We start from the raw sequence: 20063 nt of genomic DNA, 5'->3' as shown, positions 1-20063 counted from the left end.
TATCTGACGGCATGTTACATACAGAATATATGTTTGCCAATCGTCTTCACCTGTGTCCTAGTCCATATCCAGGCCGATGTCGCTGTTACAGGATTGAAGTAGTAGAGACAGCCGCCTGAAGGATCCCAGCCGTTAATGGCATCCATAACTGCCTCTTTGGCCTTGGCATTCGGGGTCAGGTAGATCTGGCCATCGGCCACTGCTGTAAAGGCACGCGGCTGAAAGATGACACCGTATACCGTATCTGGGAAGCTTGGTGATTTCACGCGGTTCAATATAACAGCAGCCACTGCTACTTGACCCTCATAAGGCTCGCCTCTTGCTTCGCCATAGACGGCATTGGCCATAATTTGAATGTCATTCTCGGTCAGGCCAAGCTTGTTGGATGGCGCCAGATTGCTTCCGGAGCCAGCCCCTCCGCCGCTGCCTGTACCGCCGCCAGATGGCGTCTGTGCTGAACCGCCGCCTGTCTGGCCAGGCTTCCAAGCCTTCGTAGCGTTCACTAGCTTCTTCTTCGTATCCGCACCGACAATGCCGTCGGATTTCAGACCGAACTTCCATTGAAACCATGTAACCGCGCCTTTGGTCTTGGAGCCGAACACGCCGTCTATCTTCCCGTTGTAGTAGCCGAGAAACGTAAGGCGTCCTTGCAGCTCATACACATCCTGGCCTGTTGACCCAACCCTAAGTGTCGCATTGCTGAACGTTTCTGTCGACTCGCGACTATTCCCTTTGATTAAGGAAAAGGTACCGCATACGAGCAGAACGATGATCAAGGTCACCGCTAACAAACGATTTCTCATGTAGGGATCTGCCTTTCTCTTGCAAGTTAGTTCGCTTTAGGTAGCGTTACCTAACTCTAGTATGAGAAAGTTCCCCAGCTTCTATGCAGGCGATTATCGCATTTGGGCTAAGAGCTGACCCGGCTTGCTTGAATCTGCTCCAGCGACATCAGCACCTCGCGGGGCTTGCTGCCTTCATAAGGTCCGACGACACCTCTCGCCTCCATCTGATCAATCATTCTGGCTGCTCGCGTATATCCGACCCGCATTCTCCGCTGCAGGAGCGAGACGGAGGCTTGCTTCGCTTCCACGACGATTTGGACCGCTTGATCGAACAGCTCATCCAGCATCATATCCGGATTTTCCGTTTCTTCCTCGATCTCCGGCACCAAATCCTCTTTGTAGACCGCTTCGCCTTGATCTCGCGCGAACGCGACGAGCGCCTCGACCTCCTGATCGGAGAGGAACGCCCCTTGCACACGAATCGGCTTCGACATGCCTACCGGCAGGAACAACATATCGCCTCTGCCCAGCAGCTTCTCAGCTCCGGCCATATCCAGAATCGTGCGTGAATCAACCTGCGACGATACGCCAAACGCAATACGAGACGGGATGTTCGCTTTGATTACGCCGGTGATAACGTCGACTGATGGCCGCTGGGTGGCAATAATCAGATGAATCCCGGCTGCACGGGCCATCTGCGCCAGTCTTGCGATGGAATCCTCGACATCTCCCGCCGCTACCATCATTAGATCCGCAAGCTCGTCCACAATAACTACAATATAAGGAAGCACCGCCGACGGATTGTCAGCCATAAGGGTATTGTAGCCTTCAATATTTCGCGTGGACGACTTGGAGAACAGCTCATACCGTTTCTCCATCTCTACCACAATCTTTTTCAGCGCTAGCGATGCTCTGCGCGGATCGGTAACGACTGGCGCCAGCAAATGCGGGATGCCGTTATACACATTAAGCTCGACCATCTTAGGGTCGATCATCAGAAACTTCACTTCGTCAGGATGCGCTTTGTACAGAATGCTTGTAATAATGCCGTTGATACATACCGATTTCCCTGAGCCTGTCGCCCCTGCTACAAGCAGATGGGGCATCTTGGCCAGGTTGCCGACAATCGTCTGACCGGAAATATCTCTGCCAAATGCAATGGACAGCTTGGAGGAAGAGTTATGAAACGCAGGCGTCTCCATCACTTCTCTCATCGTGACAACCGATACTTCCATATTCGGAACCTCGATGCCGATAGCCGATTTCCCCGGAATTGGAGCCTCCATGCGGACATCCTTGGCTGCCAGCGCAAGCGCAATATCATCCGTCAAGCCCACAATGCGGCTAACCTTAACGCCAGTAGCCGGTTGTACCTCATAGCGGGTAACGGCAGGGCCCCGAACAACGTCCAGCACTTTGGCTCGCACACCGAAGCTTTCGAGCGTTGCTTCCAGCTTCCGTCTGGAGTCATACATATCCGTCGCGTCCGAACCTTTGGCCATTCCGCTCGGTTTATGCAGCAGCGTGAACGGAGGCAGCTTATACGGCTTTGCCGCTGGAGATTCCCCATCCATTGGCCTTCTCGGGACAGCACCCTCCGTATCGCCATCAGAGATAAGGGCTTCAGAATCAAGCAGCGGATTGGACTGCTGCTCTCCACTCTCGAAGATCTCCTCATCGTCTGAATCAGACGCTTCATCGCTAGAAGATACAACAGAGGCCAAAGATGCTTCTTGATCATCCGGTACTGCGTCGACGCGCGGCCACACCTGCTCTTCTTCCATAGCCGGTGCAGTTGACCCTCCGTCTGCATGCCATTCATTATGTATAACAGAACCCTGTTCTTGATCAGCCTCTGCCCAAGGGGGCTCACTGTCGTTCGTTACAGCTGCAGCAGTATCGGCATTGACCGGACGCTCTCCGGAAGGTTCCCAATCGCCAGCCAACTCGCTCTCCCATACCGGCTTCATGCCACTCTCGGCATGTTCATGCTGCGACAGCTGCCATTCGTCCTGCTGATCCTGCACCTTCGATTCCTGCTGCCCCTCCTGCTTCCACGCAAAAAACAGTGACTTGCGCTTCCGCGGCGGAGCAGGCTGGTAATCGTCCACATCCTCAATTGTCCCATCATGCTCGTTGTGCTGCCCCTGCGCGGCAACGACGGCAATCTTCGCCGCTTTCCGCTTGCGCATAGCGCTTCGTTTAGCCATTAGCAGCTTGAACATGCTGCCTGCCCGCTTGCGTATGACGCCCAGCAATTCGACGTATGATTTGCCTGTAATCAGCATAATGGAGATAGCGAACATCACGATATTAATGATTAAAGCACCATAGTAACCAAACAGCATAAATAACAAGGAGTATTGGATCGCGCCGATATAACCGCCGCTAATCGTCTTGTCACGTATGGATACATCATTCGCAGGCGACACCGAAATCAACTGATCCCTAAGATCGGTGCCTAGCGTACTCATAATAACTCCGCCCGACAGAGCATCCCGGTCCACTCCCTCAAAACGGAGATTCACCTCAGAGATAGAGCTGCTTAATGTAAAGGCGAGCACGAGAATGAGGAGGCCCGTCCTTCTGCTTGACCAGCTTTTAGGCCACGCCCGCTTCACCATTACGGTAAGTCCAACATATACGCCAATAAGGGCCAGCACAAAATAAAACTTGCCGAGGGCAAGACCGAACAGCTTGGACAATGCGCGGCCCACAGCCGCTTCGCCCGATAGGGCAATAATCGATATCGTAATAAGCAATATGCCGTAAACTTCGTATTTTAATTGAGCGCCAATGGATTTCTTTCGTCTCTTTTTCTTTGCCAATTCCGTCACCTCTGGTCTACCATTATAGCACAGATATTGGTTAACGGGCTACGAAAGAGAACGCCAATGGGAACACTTATTCTTCAATATCGTTGAAGGAGATCACAGCACCCGGCATGAAAGCCGGGTTCAAATAATCGTGAAGGCTGCAATCCAGCAAACGTACGATCCGCCCCATGCCTGGCGCAACAGGGATGACTTGCATTTTGATTCCCCTCACCGTGACCTCATGCATCGGTTTGTCCTGATCATCATGAATGCCTTGCAGCACCAATTCAAGCGGCATTACGGTATGAAGCGTCATTGCGGCACCCCTCCTGGCATCGGCATCGGCATCATAGCTCTGCGCATTTCAATCATGGCATTCAATTCCCGCAGCGCTTCGCCCAGACCGCCTACCGCATCGATCAATCCATGCCGAACAGCGTCCGTACCGATTACGGTTGTTCCGATATCCCGCGTCAGCTCGCCAGTCTTGAACATCAGATCCTTGAACGTATGCTCCATTACTCTGGAGTGGGAAGTAACGAAGCGAACGACCCTCTCCTGCATTTTATCCAAATATTCAAAGGTCTGAGGTACGCCAATGACCAATCCGTTCATCCGGATGGGATGAATAGTCATCGTAGCCGTCTCGGCAATAAACGATTTATTGCCGGCAACAGCAATCGGCACCCCAATAGAATGGCCGCCTCCCAGAACTAGCGTCACCGTAGGCTTGGATAAAGAGGAAATCATCTCCGCGATCGCAAGTCCCGCCTCCACATCGCCGCCTACCGTGTTCAATACAATGAGAACGCCTTCTATTTTATGGTTTTGCTCCGCTGCGACCAGTTGAGGAATAATATGCTCGTATTTGGTTGTCTTATTTTGCGGCGGCAAGATGAGATGCCCTTCCACCTGACCGATAATGGTCATGCAAAAAATATTCGATTCCGTCGGTGCAGGCGTTAATGCTGTGCCGAGCTGCTGAATATTCTCCACAACACTGCCCATCTTTTTCTTGTCATCCGGCATCGCCGGCTCCGGCTGCTCGCTTCTGTAAGCTGTTGGATCAAACGGATTTGTCATTTGGTCATGTCCCCTTTGATGGCAATGAATAGCTCGTCATAGTATGGAATGAAGACGCTATTTTATGCAGGGACCGTCAGAAAGAAGTAAGACTTATTGGCTGCCCTTCTAAAAACGAAAAACGCTCTTTCATCCTCATAGGATAAAAGAGCGTTTCATCGGTGATGGGTTCACGTCGCTTACACTTCCATAATAATCGGCAGTATCATTGGACGACGACGCGTTTGTTCATATAGGAATCTGCCGAGCGCATCCTTCACGTTCGTTTTAAGGGACGCCCACTCGTTCACTTTATCATTCATAAGCTTGTTCAGTGTCGATGTCACGATGCGGTTCGCTTCATCAAGAAGACCTTCCGATTCGCGTACATAGACAAAGCCACGGGAGATAATGTCCGGACCGGACATGATCGTACCGTCCTGCTTGCTGAGGGTAACGACGACAACAAGAATGCCGTCTTGGGATAGAAGCTTGCGGTCACGGAGTACGATGTTGCCTACGTCGCCAACGCCAAGGCCGTCAATCAGGACATTGCCTGCTTGTACCTTGGAGCCTTTGCGTGCGTTGCCGCCTTGGAATTCCACGGTATCGCCGTTATCGATAACGAAGATGTTCTCCCGCTCTATGCCTATGGATTCACCAAGTTTGGCGTGCTGGCGAAGCATACGGTATTCGCCGTGAATTGGGATAAAGTACTTCGGTTTGATCAGGTTGAGCATAAGCTTAAGCTCTTCTTGACTGCCGTGACCGGATACGTGTACGCCGGATACGGAGCCTGGACCGTAGATGACGTTCGCGCCAAGGCGGAACAGCTCGTCTACCGTACGTCCAACATAACGCTCGTTGCCCGGAATTGGCGTCGCGGCAATGATCACCGTATCCCCTGGCAAAATATCGACCTTGCGATGCGTGGAGCGGGCCATGCGTGTAAGCGCCGACATTGGCTCCCCTTGACTGCCTGTGCACAAGATAACTACCCGGTCTGCAGCAAGCTTGTTTACTTCCTCCGGCTCGATAATCATGCCTTCAGGAATGTTCAAATAGCCAAGTTCGGAAGCGATGCTAACTACGTTGACCATGCTGCGACCTACGACGGCAATCTTGCGGCGAGTTGCGATCGAGGCATTAATAATTTGCTGAATCCGGTGTACGTTCGATGCGAATGTCGCAACGACAACGCGCTGTGTCGACTTGCGGAAAATATCTTCCAGCTCTTCGCCGACATTGCTCTCGGACGGCGTGTAGCCTGGACGCTCCGCGTTCGTGCTGTCGGACAAGAGCGCCAGTACGCCGCGGCTGCCGATTTCGGCAATGCGCTGCAAGTCAGCGAATTGATCGTTGACCGGTGTGTGATCGAATTTAAAGTCGCCTGTATGAACGACGATGCCTTCCGGCGTATCCAGGCTGACGCCCACGGAGTCCGGGATACTGTGGTTGGTCTTGAAGAAGGTCGCGCGAATAGAGCCCATTTGAACTTCGGAATCGGCGTTGATAAGGATACGCTTGGTCTCTCCAAGCAAGCCCGCTTCCTTCAGTTTTCCTTCAATAAGTCCAAGCGTTAGCTTTGTGCCGTAAACCGGCACATTCAGATGCCTGAGAACATAAGGCAGACCGCCAATATGATCCTCGTGGCCATGCGTAATGAGAATACCGCGAACCTTGTCGCGATTCTCCGTCAAATAAGAGATGTCCGGAATGACAATATCAATGCCGAGCATGTCCTCTTCTGGGAATTTCAGGCCGGAGTCAACAACGACGATATCGTTGTTATACTGAATAACGTACATATTTTTACCAATTTCGCCTACTCCGCCTAATGCAAATATAAGCAGCTTATCCTGGTTGTTCTTTTTAGACAAGTGGATCTATACCTCCTACGGTAAATGTAATGTGGAAAAAACAAATAAACTTGCAATCTATGCGTATTACAATAAACGTCAGATGCCGCTCTGACGATCATTTCTTCATGTTCAATTTTGCCGCACCCATTCACTTGATTTCATTATACATGATGAAAAAGCTGGAACACAAGTCATACCAGTCAATCGTCATAAACTTATTGCCGAGCGTCTCTAGCAAATAATAAAGCCGATGCTGTATGCACCGGCTCAAGCATAAATATTTTTATATCCTACAAGACCAGATCGCGCAAAAACTTCGCTTCTGCTTCGTTCGCGTCCACGAGCGGCAATCGAACCGAACCGACTGGCAGCCCTTTCAGCCCTAGCGCATATTTCACAGCAACAGGATTCGGCACCGGATGCGGACAGTAGAATAATCCTTTGAAAATCGGGAATAGCTCGCCGTTCAGACGTGCCGCCTCTGCAACATTGCCGCTAACGTACGCATCGATCATTTGCTTCATTTTGGTGCCTACGATATGACCCGCTACGCTAATAATGCCGAATGCGCCAACAGACAAGGCTGGAAGCGTCGCGCTGTCATCCCCGCTGTATACAAGGAAGCCTTCCGGCGCGCCGCTGACGATTTGCGTCAGCTGTTCAAGAGATGCGCAATCTTTGGTCGCTACTACATTGTCCAGTTGAGCAAGTCTAAGTGTCGTATCGACGGAGATGTTCACACCTGTGCGTCCCTCTACATTATAAAGGATAATCGGCAGCTTGGTTGCTCCCGCGATTGCTTTGAAATGCTGATACAAACCCTCTTGTGAAGGCTTGTTGTAGTATGGAGCGACAAGCAAGATTCCGTCTACGCCACAGGCTTCCGCCTCTTGCGTCAGGTGAATGGAATGCGCTGTATTATTGCTTCCGGTGCCTGCAATAACCTTGCATCGGCCGGCGGCTTGCTTCACCACAAATCGGAACAGCTCCAGCTTCTCTCCGTCCGAGAGTGTTGGAGATTCGCCTGTTGTGCCGGCGACTACCAGGCTGTCGCTCTGCTGCTCCTCTATCAAGTATTCGACTAGCTTCCCAGCTGTGTGCCAATCAATTTGTCCATGTGCGTCGAACGGTGTTACCATTGCCGTGATCAATCTTCCGAATTCCATCTGGGAACCTCCTAAAAAGTTTGCGAAGCAAACTTGCTTCGTAAGCATTCGCCTAAAGTTTGTAAAACAAACTTACTTCGTAAGCCTTCACTTAAAGTTTGCGAAGCAAACTTGCTTCGTAAGCATTCGCCTAAAGTTTGTGAAACAAATGACTTCGTATGATAAAGTTTGAAAAAACTTATCTCATTAGCACTGTATCGTATTATAGCATGATTTTCATTCAACGCTCTATAAACCTACCGGTGAAGGTCGAATTTGGCATGAAGGGCGCGAAGCGCATTGGCCATATCCGCTTCTTGCACGAGCACCCATATCGTCGTATTGGAGTCGGCGGACTGCATGATGGTAATGCCCTGCTCCGTTAAAGCCTCAACGATGCGAGCCATCACGCCGGGCTGGCCGTTCATCCCCCCGCCTATGACTGATATTTTAGCACAGCCGTGTACCGCTTGGGGGATGAATCCCCCTGCTGACAGCAGCTCTAAGGCAGGCCGGGCATCAAGATCGAATACGGTGAATACAGCTCCGCTTGGCGTTACATTGATAAAATCGACGCTGATATGATGTTTGGCCATGGTCTGAAATACTTGAAGCTGCATGTCTGTCCGGCCCTCTATCGCCTTTACCGATATTTGCGTAACACCCGCCACATGTGCGATGCCCGTCACCGGCCTATCCTTGAAGGCCTGTTCGACTTTGGCCGCTGACTTGTCTGTTACAAGCGTACCTGTCCCATCAGAGAAGGTTGAACGGACACGCACTGGAATATGGGCTTGCTGCGCAATCTCCACTGCACGCGGATGAATAACTTTAGCGCCTTGCCTTGCCATATTGCCGATCTCCGCATACCCTACCACATCAAGCGGCCTCGCTTCGCTGACAATTCGGGGATCTGCTGTCAATATCCCGTCAACGTCGGTATAAATATCAATCATCTCCGCCCGCAGCGCAGCGCCAAGCGCCGTTGCGGATGTATCGCTGCCGCCGCGTCCAAGCGTCGTCATATCGCCACTTGCCGTCACGCCTTGAAATCCGGTGACAATGACAACCTTCCCGTCATCCAGCAGCTTAAGAAGTCGTTCCGTCTGGATGGACTTGATTCGCGCGGAACCGAATTGCTCGTCGGTCAGAATGCCGGCTCCTCCGCCGGTTAAAGCGGCAGCCGGGATTCCATGGGACTGGAGCATGCTGCATAAAGCCGCTGCGGAGATGATTTCTCCGCAGCCAAGCAGCATATCCAGCTCGCGTGCCGGCAATGAATTGCCGTTGTCACGAATAAGCGAGAGCAGCGTATCCGTCGCATATGGCTCGCCTCTGCGGCCCATGGCCGAGACAACGACCACGACGGCGTATCCGCTCTCTCGCTCTCTAGTAATATGATAAATAACGCGTTCTCTTGCAAAATCGGTAGATAGCGAGGTTCCTCCGAATTTCTGAACCAAAATTCGCATACCGTCAGCCTCCATCATCGACCGGAGACGAGAGCAGCGTTATACCCGTGTCTATCCAATAACCCTTTGCGATGCATTCGGCGATCTGAACGGTATTCTTTGCTGCGCTTCATAGATGGTTGCCGGAGACGATCCGCAATCAAGACCGCGCTTCTATCGAGATCGCGTCACAAGCGGTCGACCGATACGTCAGGTATCCCTGCCATATCCGCCGCAAGCGGGTACTGCTGATTGGCAGGATGGTCAGGCGAACGTAATGGCCCGCACATCCGCCAGCCGCTGCTTGGCATCTTCCAGTTCATAGTTGTCCTTCAGTTCAGCCTGGACCTAATGCCGCTCGATCAGAAGAGGCTGAAGCTGCTTGCCTTGCAAAGCTGCCTCGCACGCCTCCATGACCAAATCCATTCTGGCAACCAGGGAGTTCGGCTTCTGAGTCGGATTGTCTTGCCCATACGGCACAAAATAGATATGTTTAGCCACTAGCAGCTTCGCTATGTTAGCGGCATTCAACCCAAGACCGTCATTCGTCGATATGGCTAATACAACGGGACGGCTGTTGCGCATTTGCGCCTTTGCCGCCATAAGCACCGCACTGTCGGTAATCGCATTCGCCAGTCTGCTTGTCGTATTGCCCGTACAAGGAGCAATGACAAGGACATCCAACAGCTTCGATGGACCAAGCGGCTCCGCTTGCACAATCGTCGAAATAATCTCATTGCCTGTAATGCCGGTTAGCTGCTCCTGCCATTCCTTCGCCGTACCGAATCTTGTATCCGTCGTAATCAGCGTATTTGACACGATAGGCACAACGTTCGCACCCGCATCGACAAACCGCTTGATCTCCGGCATCACTTCGGCAAATGTGCAATGGGAACCCGAGAGGGCATAGCCGACCGTAATTCCATTCCAATTCATATCCCATTCCCCCGCTTAATCGTATCGTCCATAATCAACTGACTCAAGCAATCCGCTATGATACGTCCAGCTGTCTTAGGCGCGACGATACCGGGAAGTCCGGGTGCAAGCATCGCTTTAATACCACGTTTCTCCGCGAAGCGAAAATCCGTTCCGCCAGGCTTTGACGCAAGGTCGATAATGACCGCCCGGGATGGTAAATTTGCGATAATTTGCGCTGTGACTATCATAGTCGGAATTGTATTAAAAAGCAAGTCGATATTGCCTACATTTTGCAGCAAACTGCCCATGTAGAAAGGCTCGAAGCCCATCTCGGATGCCCGCGCAAAATGCTCGGAACGTCTGACGCCGACCTTCACCTTGGCCCCTAATCCTTGGAGCGTTCTTGCCATGGTGAATCCTGTCCTTCCGAAGCCAAGTACCATGGAACTTGACCCGTGTATCGTAATATCGGTATGCTGGATCGCCATCATCAAAGCGCCTTCCGCCGTTGGAATCGAATTGTAGATCGCTACATCGTCACGATCGAACAGCTCTACCAGCGTAAGTCCGCGCGTCTCGCATAGCTGCCGCAAATAAGGCTTTGCCATTCCTGTATAAACGGTGCAATGCTGCGGCAGTTTCGCGAAATGCGCATCTGTCAATTTCATCTCGCGATCGCTGAATACAGCATGGATTAGCCCATGGTCATCTGTCCCGACCGCAGGCAGCAGCAAAGTGTCTGCCCCTTCGAACAGCGTCTCATCGAACTCTGCGTGTACGGCGCCGTCGAGCGATGAATGCAATCCGTCAAATCCGCAAACTGTCACGGAAGCATCCAGCTCGCTCAGCTTACGGATCACTTCAAGCTGTCTCGCGTCGCCGCCAAGCAGCAGCACTCGAACGCCAGTTAACATCGGGCTTCACTCCCTTCTGGCAAATAGATATAGACTATCGTATGCTTGCGCCCAAAAGGGGGTGAAAAAACAATAAAAAAAGATCGAAGCGCCTAGCGCCCCGATCTTTAAGCTTTGTTATGAGTTATTTTACGCCGGTATGTCCAAATCCGCCTGCTCCGCGTACCGTGTCCGGCAATTCCGCCGCCTCTTCGATGACGACAGCCGGCACCTCCTGGAATACCATCTGCGCAATCCGCTCGCCGCGTACAATAGTGAACGGCTCTTGGCCCAAATTGACCAGCAGCACCTTCACCTCTCCGCGATAGTCCGCGTCAATCGTTCCCGGCGAATTCAGGCATGTAATGCCGTGCTTGTAAGCAAGGCCGCTTCTCGGACGGATCTGCGCCTCGAGCTCCTTCGGCATCGCCATCGCGAATCCTGTTGGCACCAGCATTCGCTCACCGGGTGCCAGAACAAGCGGCTCGCTTACGGCCGCCTGCAGGTCAAAGCCCGCCGCCCACTCCGACATTTTTCGCGGGATCGCGATATCGTCATTGCCTTCCAATCGTTTAAACAGCACCTGGTACATATTGGTCCCTCCTAAGCTTCGACGCTTCCTTATCGCTCGATCCGACCATAGCGACGGCGAAAGGCACAGCAAGCATCTTCCTCGTGACGTCTTGTATATCTTCCATCGTAACATTATCAATTCGCTTCAATAATTCGTCAAGCGTATAATGATGTCCAAGCATAAGCTCGTTTTTGCCGATCCGGTTCATCCGGCTGCTAGTGCTCTCCAAACTTAGAATGAGCGAGCCCTTCAGCTGCTCCTTCCCGCGATGAAGCTCATCCTCGGCCAATCCTTTCACAGACAGCTCGTTGATTTGCTCCAGCGTTAGATCAAGCACTTCTTTTGTCTGCTTCGGAGCCGTCCCTGCATATACGGTGAACAAGCCGGAATCGGCATAGCCCATATGATAGGAATACACGGAGTAAGCCAGTCCCCGCTTCTCCCTGATCTCTTGGAACAATCGCGAGCTCATGCCTCCGCCCAGCGCATTATTAAGCAAGATCATGGCATACAGCTGCTTATCCTTATTCGACAAGCCGGGAAAGGTCATGCAGATATGGTTCTGTTCGGTTTTCTTCTTATAAAAGATATACTCTCCCTGGAACGCCGGCGTCTCTGGAACTGACGGCTCTGCATGGTTGGAGAAGCCTCCGAATTGAGACTCCAGCAGCTCCAGCAGCTTAGTCTCTTCTACATTGCCAGCCACACTGACCACTGTATTCTCAATCGTATAGCGCTCTTTCATAAATCCTTTGAGCGTATCCGGACCCATCTCTTCCAGACGCTCCTTGATGCCCAAGATAGAATAAGCGAGCGGATGCTGGCCATAAGATGCGCGGGATGCTTCGTCATGCACTTTGTCATCCGGCGTATCTTCGTACATGGATATTTCCTCTAAAATGACGTTTTTCTCCTTCGCCAGTTCTCCTTCATCGAATTGAGAATTAAAGAACATGTCCGATAGGGCATCCACTGCCAGCGGAAGATGCTCATCAAGCACTTTCGCAAAGTAACAGGTATATTCCTTGGCCGTAAAAGCATTCACATTGCCGCCAATGCCGTCGAACAGATCGGCGATATCTTTCGCAGTGCGTTTCTCCGTGCCTTTGAACAGCATGTGCTCAATAAAATGAGAAATGCCGTTGTTGTCCTTCGTCTCATTGCGCGAACCGGTTTTCACCCAAATGCCGAATGAGACCGAACGCACAGTCGGTATGTATTCCACGACAACGCGCAGTCCGTTGCTAAGCGTATATTTGTTCAACTGTTGCCCTCCTAAAAAGTTTTACAAAGTAAAAACTTACTTCGTAAGCATAAGCTTAAAAGTTTTACGAAGAAAGAAAACGACTTCGTAAGCTTCAAACATGAATGATACCACTATATCAAAATACGTGAGCTCCCTCAACACGAGGCATCACCCGATCGGATGACAGCGTCTCGCTGACCGTCCCGATGGAGTAGCCTTTCGCAAATGCACTGTCGATCATGCCGGCAAGCGCATCGCGGGTTGTAGCCGTCGGATGCATCAGAATAAGCGATCCCGGCTCCAGCTTCGACGATATTTTCCGAATGACTGCATCAGCCGGCGGCTTCCGCCAATCCACCGTATCAATTGTCCATAGAACGGTGCCGAGCCCCTGATCTCTGGCGATCTGAACCGTTGCCGAGTTGTACGAGCCTGAAGGTGGCGCGAACCACTTATTGTCAACTTGGAGCAAATCCTTCAACAGTTGTTCGGTCTTACCGATCTGATTGTATTGCTCCGTTCTGCTTAAATTTTTCATATCAGGATGGGAGTACGCATGATTGGATAGCTCATGACCGGCCTCCTGAATCTTTTTGGCCACATCCACATTTTTTTTCAGCCAGCTTCCATCCAGGAAAAACGTCGCCTTAACCCCTTTGTCCTGAAGCGTCTGAAGAATCGGATCGATATATTCATTCCCCCATGCCACATTAATCATAAGAGAAATCATAGGTTTGTCCGGGTTGCCCCGATAGATCGGCTGAGGGCCTAGCTGAGAAAGCTGGATCTTAGGCGCAATCTCCTTATATTGATAAGGAATCGGACTATTGCGCGGCGCCTTTAGCGCAGCCTCATAGGTCTTGTCGATATCGATGGAGAGCCCATTGTAGCCGGGAATCGCGTACCATACCCGATCCAGACGAGCATCGATGGGCGCAACCGCCTTCGTCTCAGCCTCCGCTACGATCGCTTGATAGAGCTCGCGCTTCTCTTCCTCCGAATAGATGGGCTGACCAATCGCCTGCACGGCATCCCCCGCCTTGACCGTGGCGAAGAAGGACGCAATATCCCCGTTCATTTTTACGAAAACGAGTATCATCAGCATACACGCCGCAATGGCGGCGGCTTTCTTCAGCTGCATATCCCCCACTCCATTTCCATCAGTCGCGCGAGAGACAGGCTGCCTATGCGCTCATGAACCAATGTATGAGCAGGAGGACAAGATTATGCTCGTCTCCATAAAAACAAAAAAGAGACAGATGGCTCTGACTCTTTGGCTTATGCTATAGGCTTTGCCGGGGAATTGCCCGCTCGTCTTAAGACTGAGCAGGCTCCTCTGCCGTAAGAATCGCTTTGCGCGACAGATTGATTCTGCCTTGCTGATCGATCTCCGTAACCTTCACTGTAATTTGATCGCCAATTTTCACAACATCCTCACATTTCGCTACGCGATCAGTGGACAGCTGCGAGATATGGACAAGTCCGTCTTTGTTAGGCAGAATCTCAACGAATACACCGAATTTCTCGATGCGCTTCACCGTTCCGAGGTAAATCTCGCCTATTACGACTTCCTTTACGATTCCTTCGATAATCGCTTTGGCCTTTTGGTTCATCTCTTCATTCGAAGAAGCAATGAATACCATGCCGTCTTGCTCGATATCGATTTTCACGCCGGTTTCTTCAATGATTTTGTTGATGATTTTGCCGCCTGCGCCAATCACGTCACGGATTTTGTCCGGGTTAATACGAAGGGTCAAGATTTTAGGCGCATACTTGGACAAATTCGTGCGCGGCGCGGACATCACTTCAAGCATTTTGCCCAAAATGTGCATCCGTCCTTGACGTGCTTGCTCAAGCGCTTGCTCCAAAATGCTGCGGTCGATGCCATCGATTTTGATGTCCATCTGAATGGCTGTTACGCCTTCAGCAGTACCCGCAACCTTAAAGTCCATATCACCGAGATGATCTTCCATGCCTTGAATATCAGACAGGATCGAGAAGTGGTCTCCGTCTTTGATCATACCCATTGCGATACCCGCTACAGGAGCTTTAATCGGAACACCGGCATCCATCATTGCAAGCGTGCTTGCACAGATACTGGCTTGGGAAGTAGAACCGTTCGATTCCAGAACCTCAGACACAAGACGGATTGTGTACGGGAAATCCGCTTCCGACGGAATAACCTTCGACAATGCACGTTCGCCAAGTGCGCCGTGGCCGATTTCCCTGCGGCCTGGAGGACGCAATGGACGAGCCTCGCCTACGCTGAACGGCGGGAAGTTGTAATGATGCATGAAGCGCTTCGTTTCCTCTGGCGAGATGCCGTCGAGGATTTGCACGTCGCCCATTGCTCCGAGCGTACAAATGCTAAGCGCTTGCGTCTGACCGCGTGTGAACAGGCCGGAGCCGTGTGTACGAGGCAGCAGTGCAACGTCGCATTCAATTGGACGGATTTCGTCGAGTCCGCGGCCGTCTGGACGCACTTTATCATGCGTGATCAAGCGGCGTACTTCTTCCTTGACGATATCGTACAGTACTTCCTTCACATCGGACAACAGCTCAGGCGTATCCGCATATTGCGCTTCGAAATGAGCGACAGTATCGGCGTTAACCGCATCGATCGCTTCTTGACGCGCGTGCTTCTCCGCAATTTTGATCGCATCCACAAGACGTGCGGAAGCAAAGGCGCGAACATCACTGTTAACAGTAGCATTTACCGTATGTAGCTTAACAGCCATCTTCTCTTTGCCGGACAGTGCCTGCAGTTCTTCAATCTTCGAGACGATGGATTTAATCTCGTTATGTCCGAACATGATCGCTTCCAGTATGACAGCTTCCGAAACCTCACTAGCTTCAGCTTCAACCATCATAATCGCTTCTCTAGTACCTGCGACAACGACATAAATATCTGTCTCCAACTCTTGAGCTACCGTTGGATTAATAACGAATTGTCCGTTCACGCGACCCACAACAACGCCGCCAATGGGGCCATTAAATGGTACATCGGAGATCGAAAGCGCAGCGGAAGTGCCGATCATTGCCGCGATTTCTGGCGAGTGGTCTTGATCCACGCTCATTACGATATTCGCAACTTGTATGTCATTGCGGAATCCATCCGGGAATAGCGGACGAATCGTACGATCTGTCAAACGGCTGGACAGAATCGCTTTTTCGCTCGGTCTTCCTTCACGCTTAATGAATCCGCCTGGGATTTTGCCGACAGCATACAGTCGCTCCTCATAGTTGACGGTCAGCGGGAAGAAATCCAAGTCCTTTGGTTCTGAAGAAGCGGTAACGGTACATAAGATAACCGTCTCTCCATAACGAACCGTAACTGCCGCATTGGCTTGTTTGGCCAGTCGTCCTGTCTCCAGAACCAGTGGTCTGCCGCCAAGCGTCATTTCAATACGTTGAAGCATCATAGTCCCTCCTTTTTCCTATTACAAAAAGCAACCCGAACCCCTGTTCCAGTGAACTGGAGGCCGGGATGAATCAGGTTGCTTTTCGTCACGCATGTTTTAACGGCGAAGACCGAGTTTTTCGATCAATGCGCTGTAACGTCTTACGTCTTTGTTCTTCAAGTAAGCCAACAACTTACGGCGTTGACCAACCATCTTCAGCAAGCCGCGACGGGAATGATGATCCTTCTTGTGCTCGCGCAAGTGTTGAGTCAAGTTCACGATGTTTTCCGTAAGGATAGCGACTTGAACTTCAGGAGAACCCGTGTCGCTCGCGTGAGTTTTGTGAGTCTCAATCAGTTCATTTTTGCGTTCTTGAGTGATTGCCATCCTTGTTCACCTCCTTCTTCGTAATCGCCATTAGCCTCGCCGCCGACGGTGAGATCGGGCAACCAAGCTAAGGTTCAGTATGCGGCTGGCTGCTCGTCCATAGAATGAACCCTATGCCAGTCACAACGTTCTCAAGTATAGCATAACTGCTCCCTATTTGTCGAGGAAGGCACGCTTAAAGTTCGGTGAGCAGCGATCTTGCCCGATCAGAATCCGCAGCAATCTGCGCAATCAGCTCGGAGACGGAACCAAACTTCTGCTCCGGTCTAATAAAGTACTGGAACTGAACGGTCATCTCCATGCCATAGATATCCTGGTCGAAGTCGAACAGATGCGCTTCCATCACCGGTACAATCTCCGACTTGTTGAAGGTCGGCTTCATACCGTGATTCAACACGCCGCCGTACGACTTGCCGTCCACCCATGCCGTAATGGCATATACGCCGAGGCTTGGCGAGACATATGGGGCCAACAATTCCAGATTCGCAGTCGGGAAGCCAATCGTTCGCCCTCTTCCGTCACCATGGACGACCGTGCCGACAACCTCGTATGGGCGGCCCAGCAACGTATGGGCCATCGTCAAGTCACCATTCTCCAGCGATTCTCTCGTATAGGTGCTGCTTACTTTCTTGCCGTTCTCGAAGAGCGGCTCCACAATATCGATCGTAAAATCGGTCCCGCCCAGCTCGCGGAGCATCTCCGCATTGCCCGAGCCCCGATTGCCGAACGTAAAGTCAAAGCCGACGACGGCATGCTTGACGCCTAGCGGGATCAGCACATCCGCTACGAACTGCCCCGGCGTCAAAGCCGCTAACGTATGATCGAACTTCATTACGAACACAACGTCAACGCCTAGTTCTTCGAATAATCTCATCTTGCTCTGTATCGGCGTCAGGCAGCGGTAATACTGGTCGCCGTGACCCAATACTTCTTTGGGATGCGGGGAGAAGGTCAGGACGGCTGACAGCATATCCGACTTGCGGGCATGCGCTACAGCTTGCCTTACAACATTCTGGTGGCCGCGGTGCACACCATCGAAATGGCCCATCGCAATTGCCATTTGTTTGCCGATGAACCCGTCTCCCGCTTGGCTCAAAGGATATGATAAAGGAATAATCTCCATCGATGACACCTGCATTTCTACATGAACTTTAATGGTGCTTCTGCGAATGACCCATCGCCCTTCGCGGAAGTCCAGCTAACGTTTTGCGGTGAATCCCGGGCTCAATGGTCGTGATGTTAGGGTTGGCTGGAATCCGAAAATACTTTGACTGGTCTCACCTGCGAGGTGTCGACATCGACTTGGAATATGCCTAGAAATGCTCCGCTCGCGGAAGATTCGTACAAACGGACAAGCATATCCTGCTTCCACTCACCTGATGCCAGAGCCGCTTGCGACAGCTGCAGCTTCTGGCCCCGCAGCGCTTGCTGTGCGGAACTCGGTGATACCGTCGCATACGGGATATGCGCGATCGCCCGGTCCGCCGGAATGAGATGCTTCTCAAGCTCACCGGCCTGTGCAAGCTCACCGATCTGCTCCAGCGTAAGGCATCCCTCCGCCGTTATACCGCCTGACATCGTTCTAGTCAGCTTCGCCATCGTAGCAGGTAGCCCTAGCGCTCTCCCAATATCGACGCATAACGTGCGAATGTACGTGCCTTTGGAGCAAACAACCGAAAACGTAATTTCAGGCTGATCGCCCTCCAGCTCTGCCTTCAGCAAGGAGATCGCATGAATGGTGACCTGCCTGGACTTGCGCTCAACCGTCTTCCCTTCCCTCGCCAATTCATAGAGGCGCTTCCCGTCTACTTTGACAGCCGAGAACATGGGAGGCACTTGATCGATCGTCCCGAGAAACCGCTGCAGCACTTCCCCGACCTGAGCTTCACTAAGCGTACCGACGGGCTGTCGGTCGATGACCTCGCCCGTCAGATCCTCCGTATCGGTAGCTATGCCCAGTCTGAGCACCGCTTCATAAGCTTTAGGCCTCTCCTGCACATATTCAACGACCCTAGTGGACCGGCCCAGGCATAAGGGCAATACACCCGTAACCATGGGGTCCAACGTGCCGGTATGTCCAACTCGTTTCAGCTTAAGCAGCCGTCTGACTTTGGCAACAACATCATGCGATGTCCAGCCCTCCGGCTTCCAAACGGCCAAAATGCCATCCATCGGTTATACCAACGCCTTTCTAACTGCTTCTACCAAACCGCTCATCGCGCCCTCAAGCGGCCCTTCCAATCTACAGCCGGATGCGCGGACATGTCCGCCCCCGCCAAAGGATTGGGCAATCGCCGCCACATCCGCCTTGCCTGCTGAACGCATGCTGGCTTTGACAGCACCATCGCTCGTCTCCTTGAAAAGGATGCCGACTTCTACGCCATCTACGTTAAGCGCATAATTCACGATGCCTTCCAGATCCTCGGAAACGGCGCCGCATTCAGCCAAATCTTCCTTGCCGATGTAAAGCCAGCCGATCTTCAAATCTTCGCTGAAGGTCAATCTCGCAAGCGCGGTTTGAAGCAGCTTCAGCTTGGCAATCGTCATTTTCTCCAGCAGATGATCAGCAAGTTCGCTTCCGGACACGCCCAGACCCAGCAAGCTGGCGGCAATCTCCATGACGCGAGGGGTTGTATTGGAATAGCGGAATCCGCCCGTATCAGTTAGCAGGCCTGTATAGATAGCCTTTGCGCATTCCAGATCCGGCGTTAATCCCGCATGAATGATCAGATCATATAATATTTCAACCGTCGCCGCAGCTTCGGGACGAATGACATTAACGGTACCAAAGCCGTTATTCGTCGGATGATGATCGATGTTGAGCAGGCGGCAGTTCTCCGGAAACATGGAGACTACTTCCCCCATACGGCGATAATCAGCGCAATCGACCGCGATTACCGCGTCGAAGGAAACTTCTGGCCGCTCATGCTTTAATGATCGGATATCGTCAAAGCCGCGCAAATATTGCAAACGGGCAGGCAGCTCGCTCTCATTGATCATGACGGCCTTTTTGCCCATTCGTTCAAGCAGCCAGCTGACGACCAGCGTCGAGCTGATGGCGTCTCCATCCGGCTGAACATGCGACACGACAAGGAAGGAAGCATTGGCCTTAATAAAGGCCAATGCTTCATCCAACTGCTGTACCATTTGGTTGCCGCTCATCAATTCGATTCGTTCCCGCGATTAATATCGTCAAGCAGCGATTCAATGCGGCTGCCATATTCGATGCTGCTGTCGAACTTGAACAGCAGCTCCGGCGTATGGCGCAGCTTCATGCGCTTGCCCAGCTCGGAACGCAGATAGCCTGTTGCACTTGCCAACGCTTTAAGCGTTGCTTCCTTTTGTTCGTCACTGCCGAGCACGCTCAGATAGATGCGGGCTTGAGACAAATCGCTGGTTGTCTCAACACCAGTTACCGTAATGAACCCGATACGAGGATCCTTGAGCTCCATCTGGATAATTTGGCTCAGCTCTTTCTTAATCTGCTCGCTGACCCGTCCTACGCGTATTTTTGCCATGCTTA

General features: G+C 51.8%; 19 protein-coding genes. All 19 read right to left on the bottom strand.

Annotation, left to right across the window (positions count from 1 at the left end):
* Positions 1-14: 14 nt before the first annotated feature.
* Positions 15-803, bottom strand: a complete 789-nt coding sequence (gene sleB, locus D3P07_RS16620; protein WP_119801375.1) for a spore cortex-lytic enzyme — start codon at positions 801-803, stop codon at positions 15-17.
* Positions 804-910: 107 nt separating this feature from the next.
* Positions 911-3613: an FtsK/SpoIIIE family DNA translocase gene (locus tag D3P07_RS16615; RefSeq protein ID WP_119801374.1), complete on the bottom strand. Its 2703-nt coding sequence runs from the start codon at positions 3611-3613 to the stop codon at positions 911-913.
* A gap of 76 nt (positions 3614-3689) precedes the next feature.
* Positions 3690-3917, bottom strand: coding sequence for a YlzJ-like family protein (locus tag D3P07_RS16610; RefSeq protein ID WP_119801373.1), 228 nt, complete (start codon positions 3915-3917; stop codon positions 3690-3692).
* On the bottom strand, positions 3914-4630 hold the full coding sequence (locus tag D3P07_RS16605; RefSeq protein ID WP_259391569.1) for a ClpP family protease: 717 nt from the start codon (positions 4628-4630) through the stop codon (positions 3914-3916). The genes D3P07_RS16610 and D3P07_RS16605 overlap by 4 nt, the downstream gene beginning before the upstream one ends.
* 233 nt (positions 4631-4863) lie before the next feature.
* A complete protein-coding gene (locus D3P07_RS16600; protein WP_119801371.1) occupies positions 4864-6543 on the bottom strand; it encodes a ribonuclease J in 1680 nt (559 codons plus the stop codon).
* A gap of 272 nt (positions 6544-6815) precedes the next feature.
* Positions 6816-7691, bottom strand: coding sequence for a 4-hydroxy-tetrahydrodipicolinate synthase (gene dapA / locus D3P07_RS16595; protein ID WP_119801370.1), 876 nt, complete (start codon positions 7689-7691; stop codon positions 6816-6818).
* Between the two features lie 236 nt (positions 7692-7927).
* Positions 7928-9142, bottom strand: a complete 1215-nt coding sequence (dapG, locus tag D3P07_RS16590) for an aspartate kinase (RefSeq protein WP_119801369.1) — start codon at positions 9140-9142, stop codon at positions 7928-7930.
* Positions 9143-9309: 167 nt separating this feature from the next.
* Positions 9310-9444, bottom strand: coding sequence for a hypothetical protein (locus D3P07_RS27615; RefSeq protein WP_259391544.1), 135 nt, complete (start codon positions 9442-9444; stop codon positions 9310-9312).
* A 25-nt stretch (positions 9445-9469) separates the two neighbouring features.
* Entirely contained in the window at positions 9470-10057 is a 588-nt protein-coding gene (locus tag D3P07_RS16585) for a dipicolinate synthase subunit B (RefSeq protein ID WP_119801368.1), read from the bottom strand.
* Complete coding sequence (dpsA, locus tag D3P07_RS16580) at positions 10054-10953, bottom strand: dipicolinate synthase subunit DpsA (RefSeq protein ID WP_119801367.1); 900 nt, start codon at positions 10951-10953, stop codon at positions 10054-10056. The genes D3P07_RS16585 and dpsA overlap by 4 nt, the downstream gene beginning before the upstream one ends.
* 124 nt (positions 10954-11077) lie before the next feature.
* Positions 11078-11524 (bottom strand): dUTP diphosphatase, encoded by a 447-nt coding sequence (dut, locus tag D3P07_RS16575; RefSeq protein ID WP_119801366.1) that lies wholly within the window; start codon positions 11522-11524, stop codon positions 11078-11080.
* Entirely contained in the window at positions 11505-12770 is a 1266-nt protein-coding gene (locus tag D3P07_RS16570; protein WP_119801365.1) for a M16 family metallopeptidase, read from the bottom strand. The genes dut and D3P07_RS16570 overlap by 20 nt, the downstream gene beginning before the upstream one ends.
* 118 nt (positions 12771-12888) lie before the next feature.
* On the bottom strand, positions 12889-13893 hold the full coding sequence (locus D3P07_RS16565) for a polysaccharide deacetylase family protein (RefSeq protein WP_119801364.1): 1005 nt from the start codon (positions 13891-13893) through the stop codon (positions 12889-12891).
* Positions 13894-14068: 175 nt separating this feature from the next.
* Complete coding sequence (gene pnp / locus D3P07_RS16560) at positions 14069-16171, bottom strand: polyribonucleotide nucleotidyltransferase (RefSeq protein WP_119801363.1); 2103 nt, start codon at positions 16169-16171, stop codon at positions 14069-14071.
* A 99-nt stretch (positions 16172-16270) separates the two neighbouring features.
* Complete coding sequence (gene rpsO, locus D3P07_RS16555) at positions 16271-16540, bottom strand: 30S ribosomal protein S15 (protein ID WP_119801362.1); 270 nt, start codon at positions 16538-16540, stop codon at positions 16271-16273.
* Positions 16541-16715: 175 nt separating this feature from the next.
* Positions 16716-17663 carry a bifunctional riboflavin kinase/FAD synthetase gene (locus D3P07_RS16550; RefSeq protein WP_119801361.1) on the bottom strand — a complete coding sequence of 316 codons (948 nt, stop codon included), beginning with the start codon at positions 17661-17663 and terminating at the stop codon, positions 16716-16718.
* Between the two features lie 116 nt (positions 17664-17779).
* Complete coding sequence (gene truB, locus D3P07_RS16545; RefSeq protein WP_119801360.1) at positions 17780-18712, bottom strand: tRNA pseudouridine(55) synthase TruB; 933 nt, start codon at positions 18710-18712, stop codon at positions 17780-17782.
* A gap of 3 nt (positions 18713-18715) precedes the next feature.
* Positions 18716-19702, bottom strand: a complete 987-nt coding sequence (locus D3P07_RS16540) for a DHH family phosphoesterase (protein WP_119801359.1) — start codon at positions 19700-19702, stop codon at positions 18716-18718.
* Complete coding sequence (gene rbfA, locus D3P07_RS16535; protein ID WP_119801358.1) at positions 19702-20058, bottom strand: 30S ribosome-binding factor RbfA; 357 nt, start codon at positions 20056-20058, stop codon at positions 19702-19704. Before rbfA ends, D3P07_RS16540 begins: the two co-directional genes overlap by 1 nt.
* Between the last annotated feature and the right edge of the window lie 5 nt (positions 20059-20063).

The organism is Paenibacillus sp. 1011MAR3C5 (genome assembly GCF_003591485.1).
Classification (GTDB): Bacteria; Bacillota; Bacilli; order Paenibacillales; family Paenibacillaceae; genus Pristimantibacillus.
Note: the sequence above shows the minus strand (reverse complement) of the source record. Positions and strands in the feature narration are given on the sequence as shown.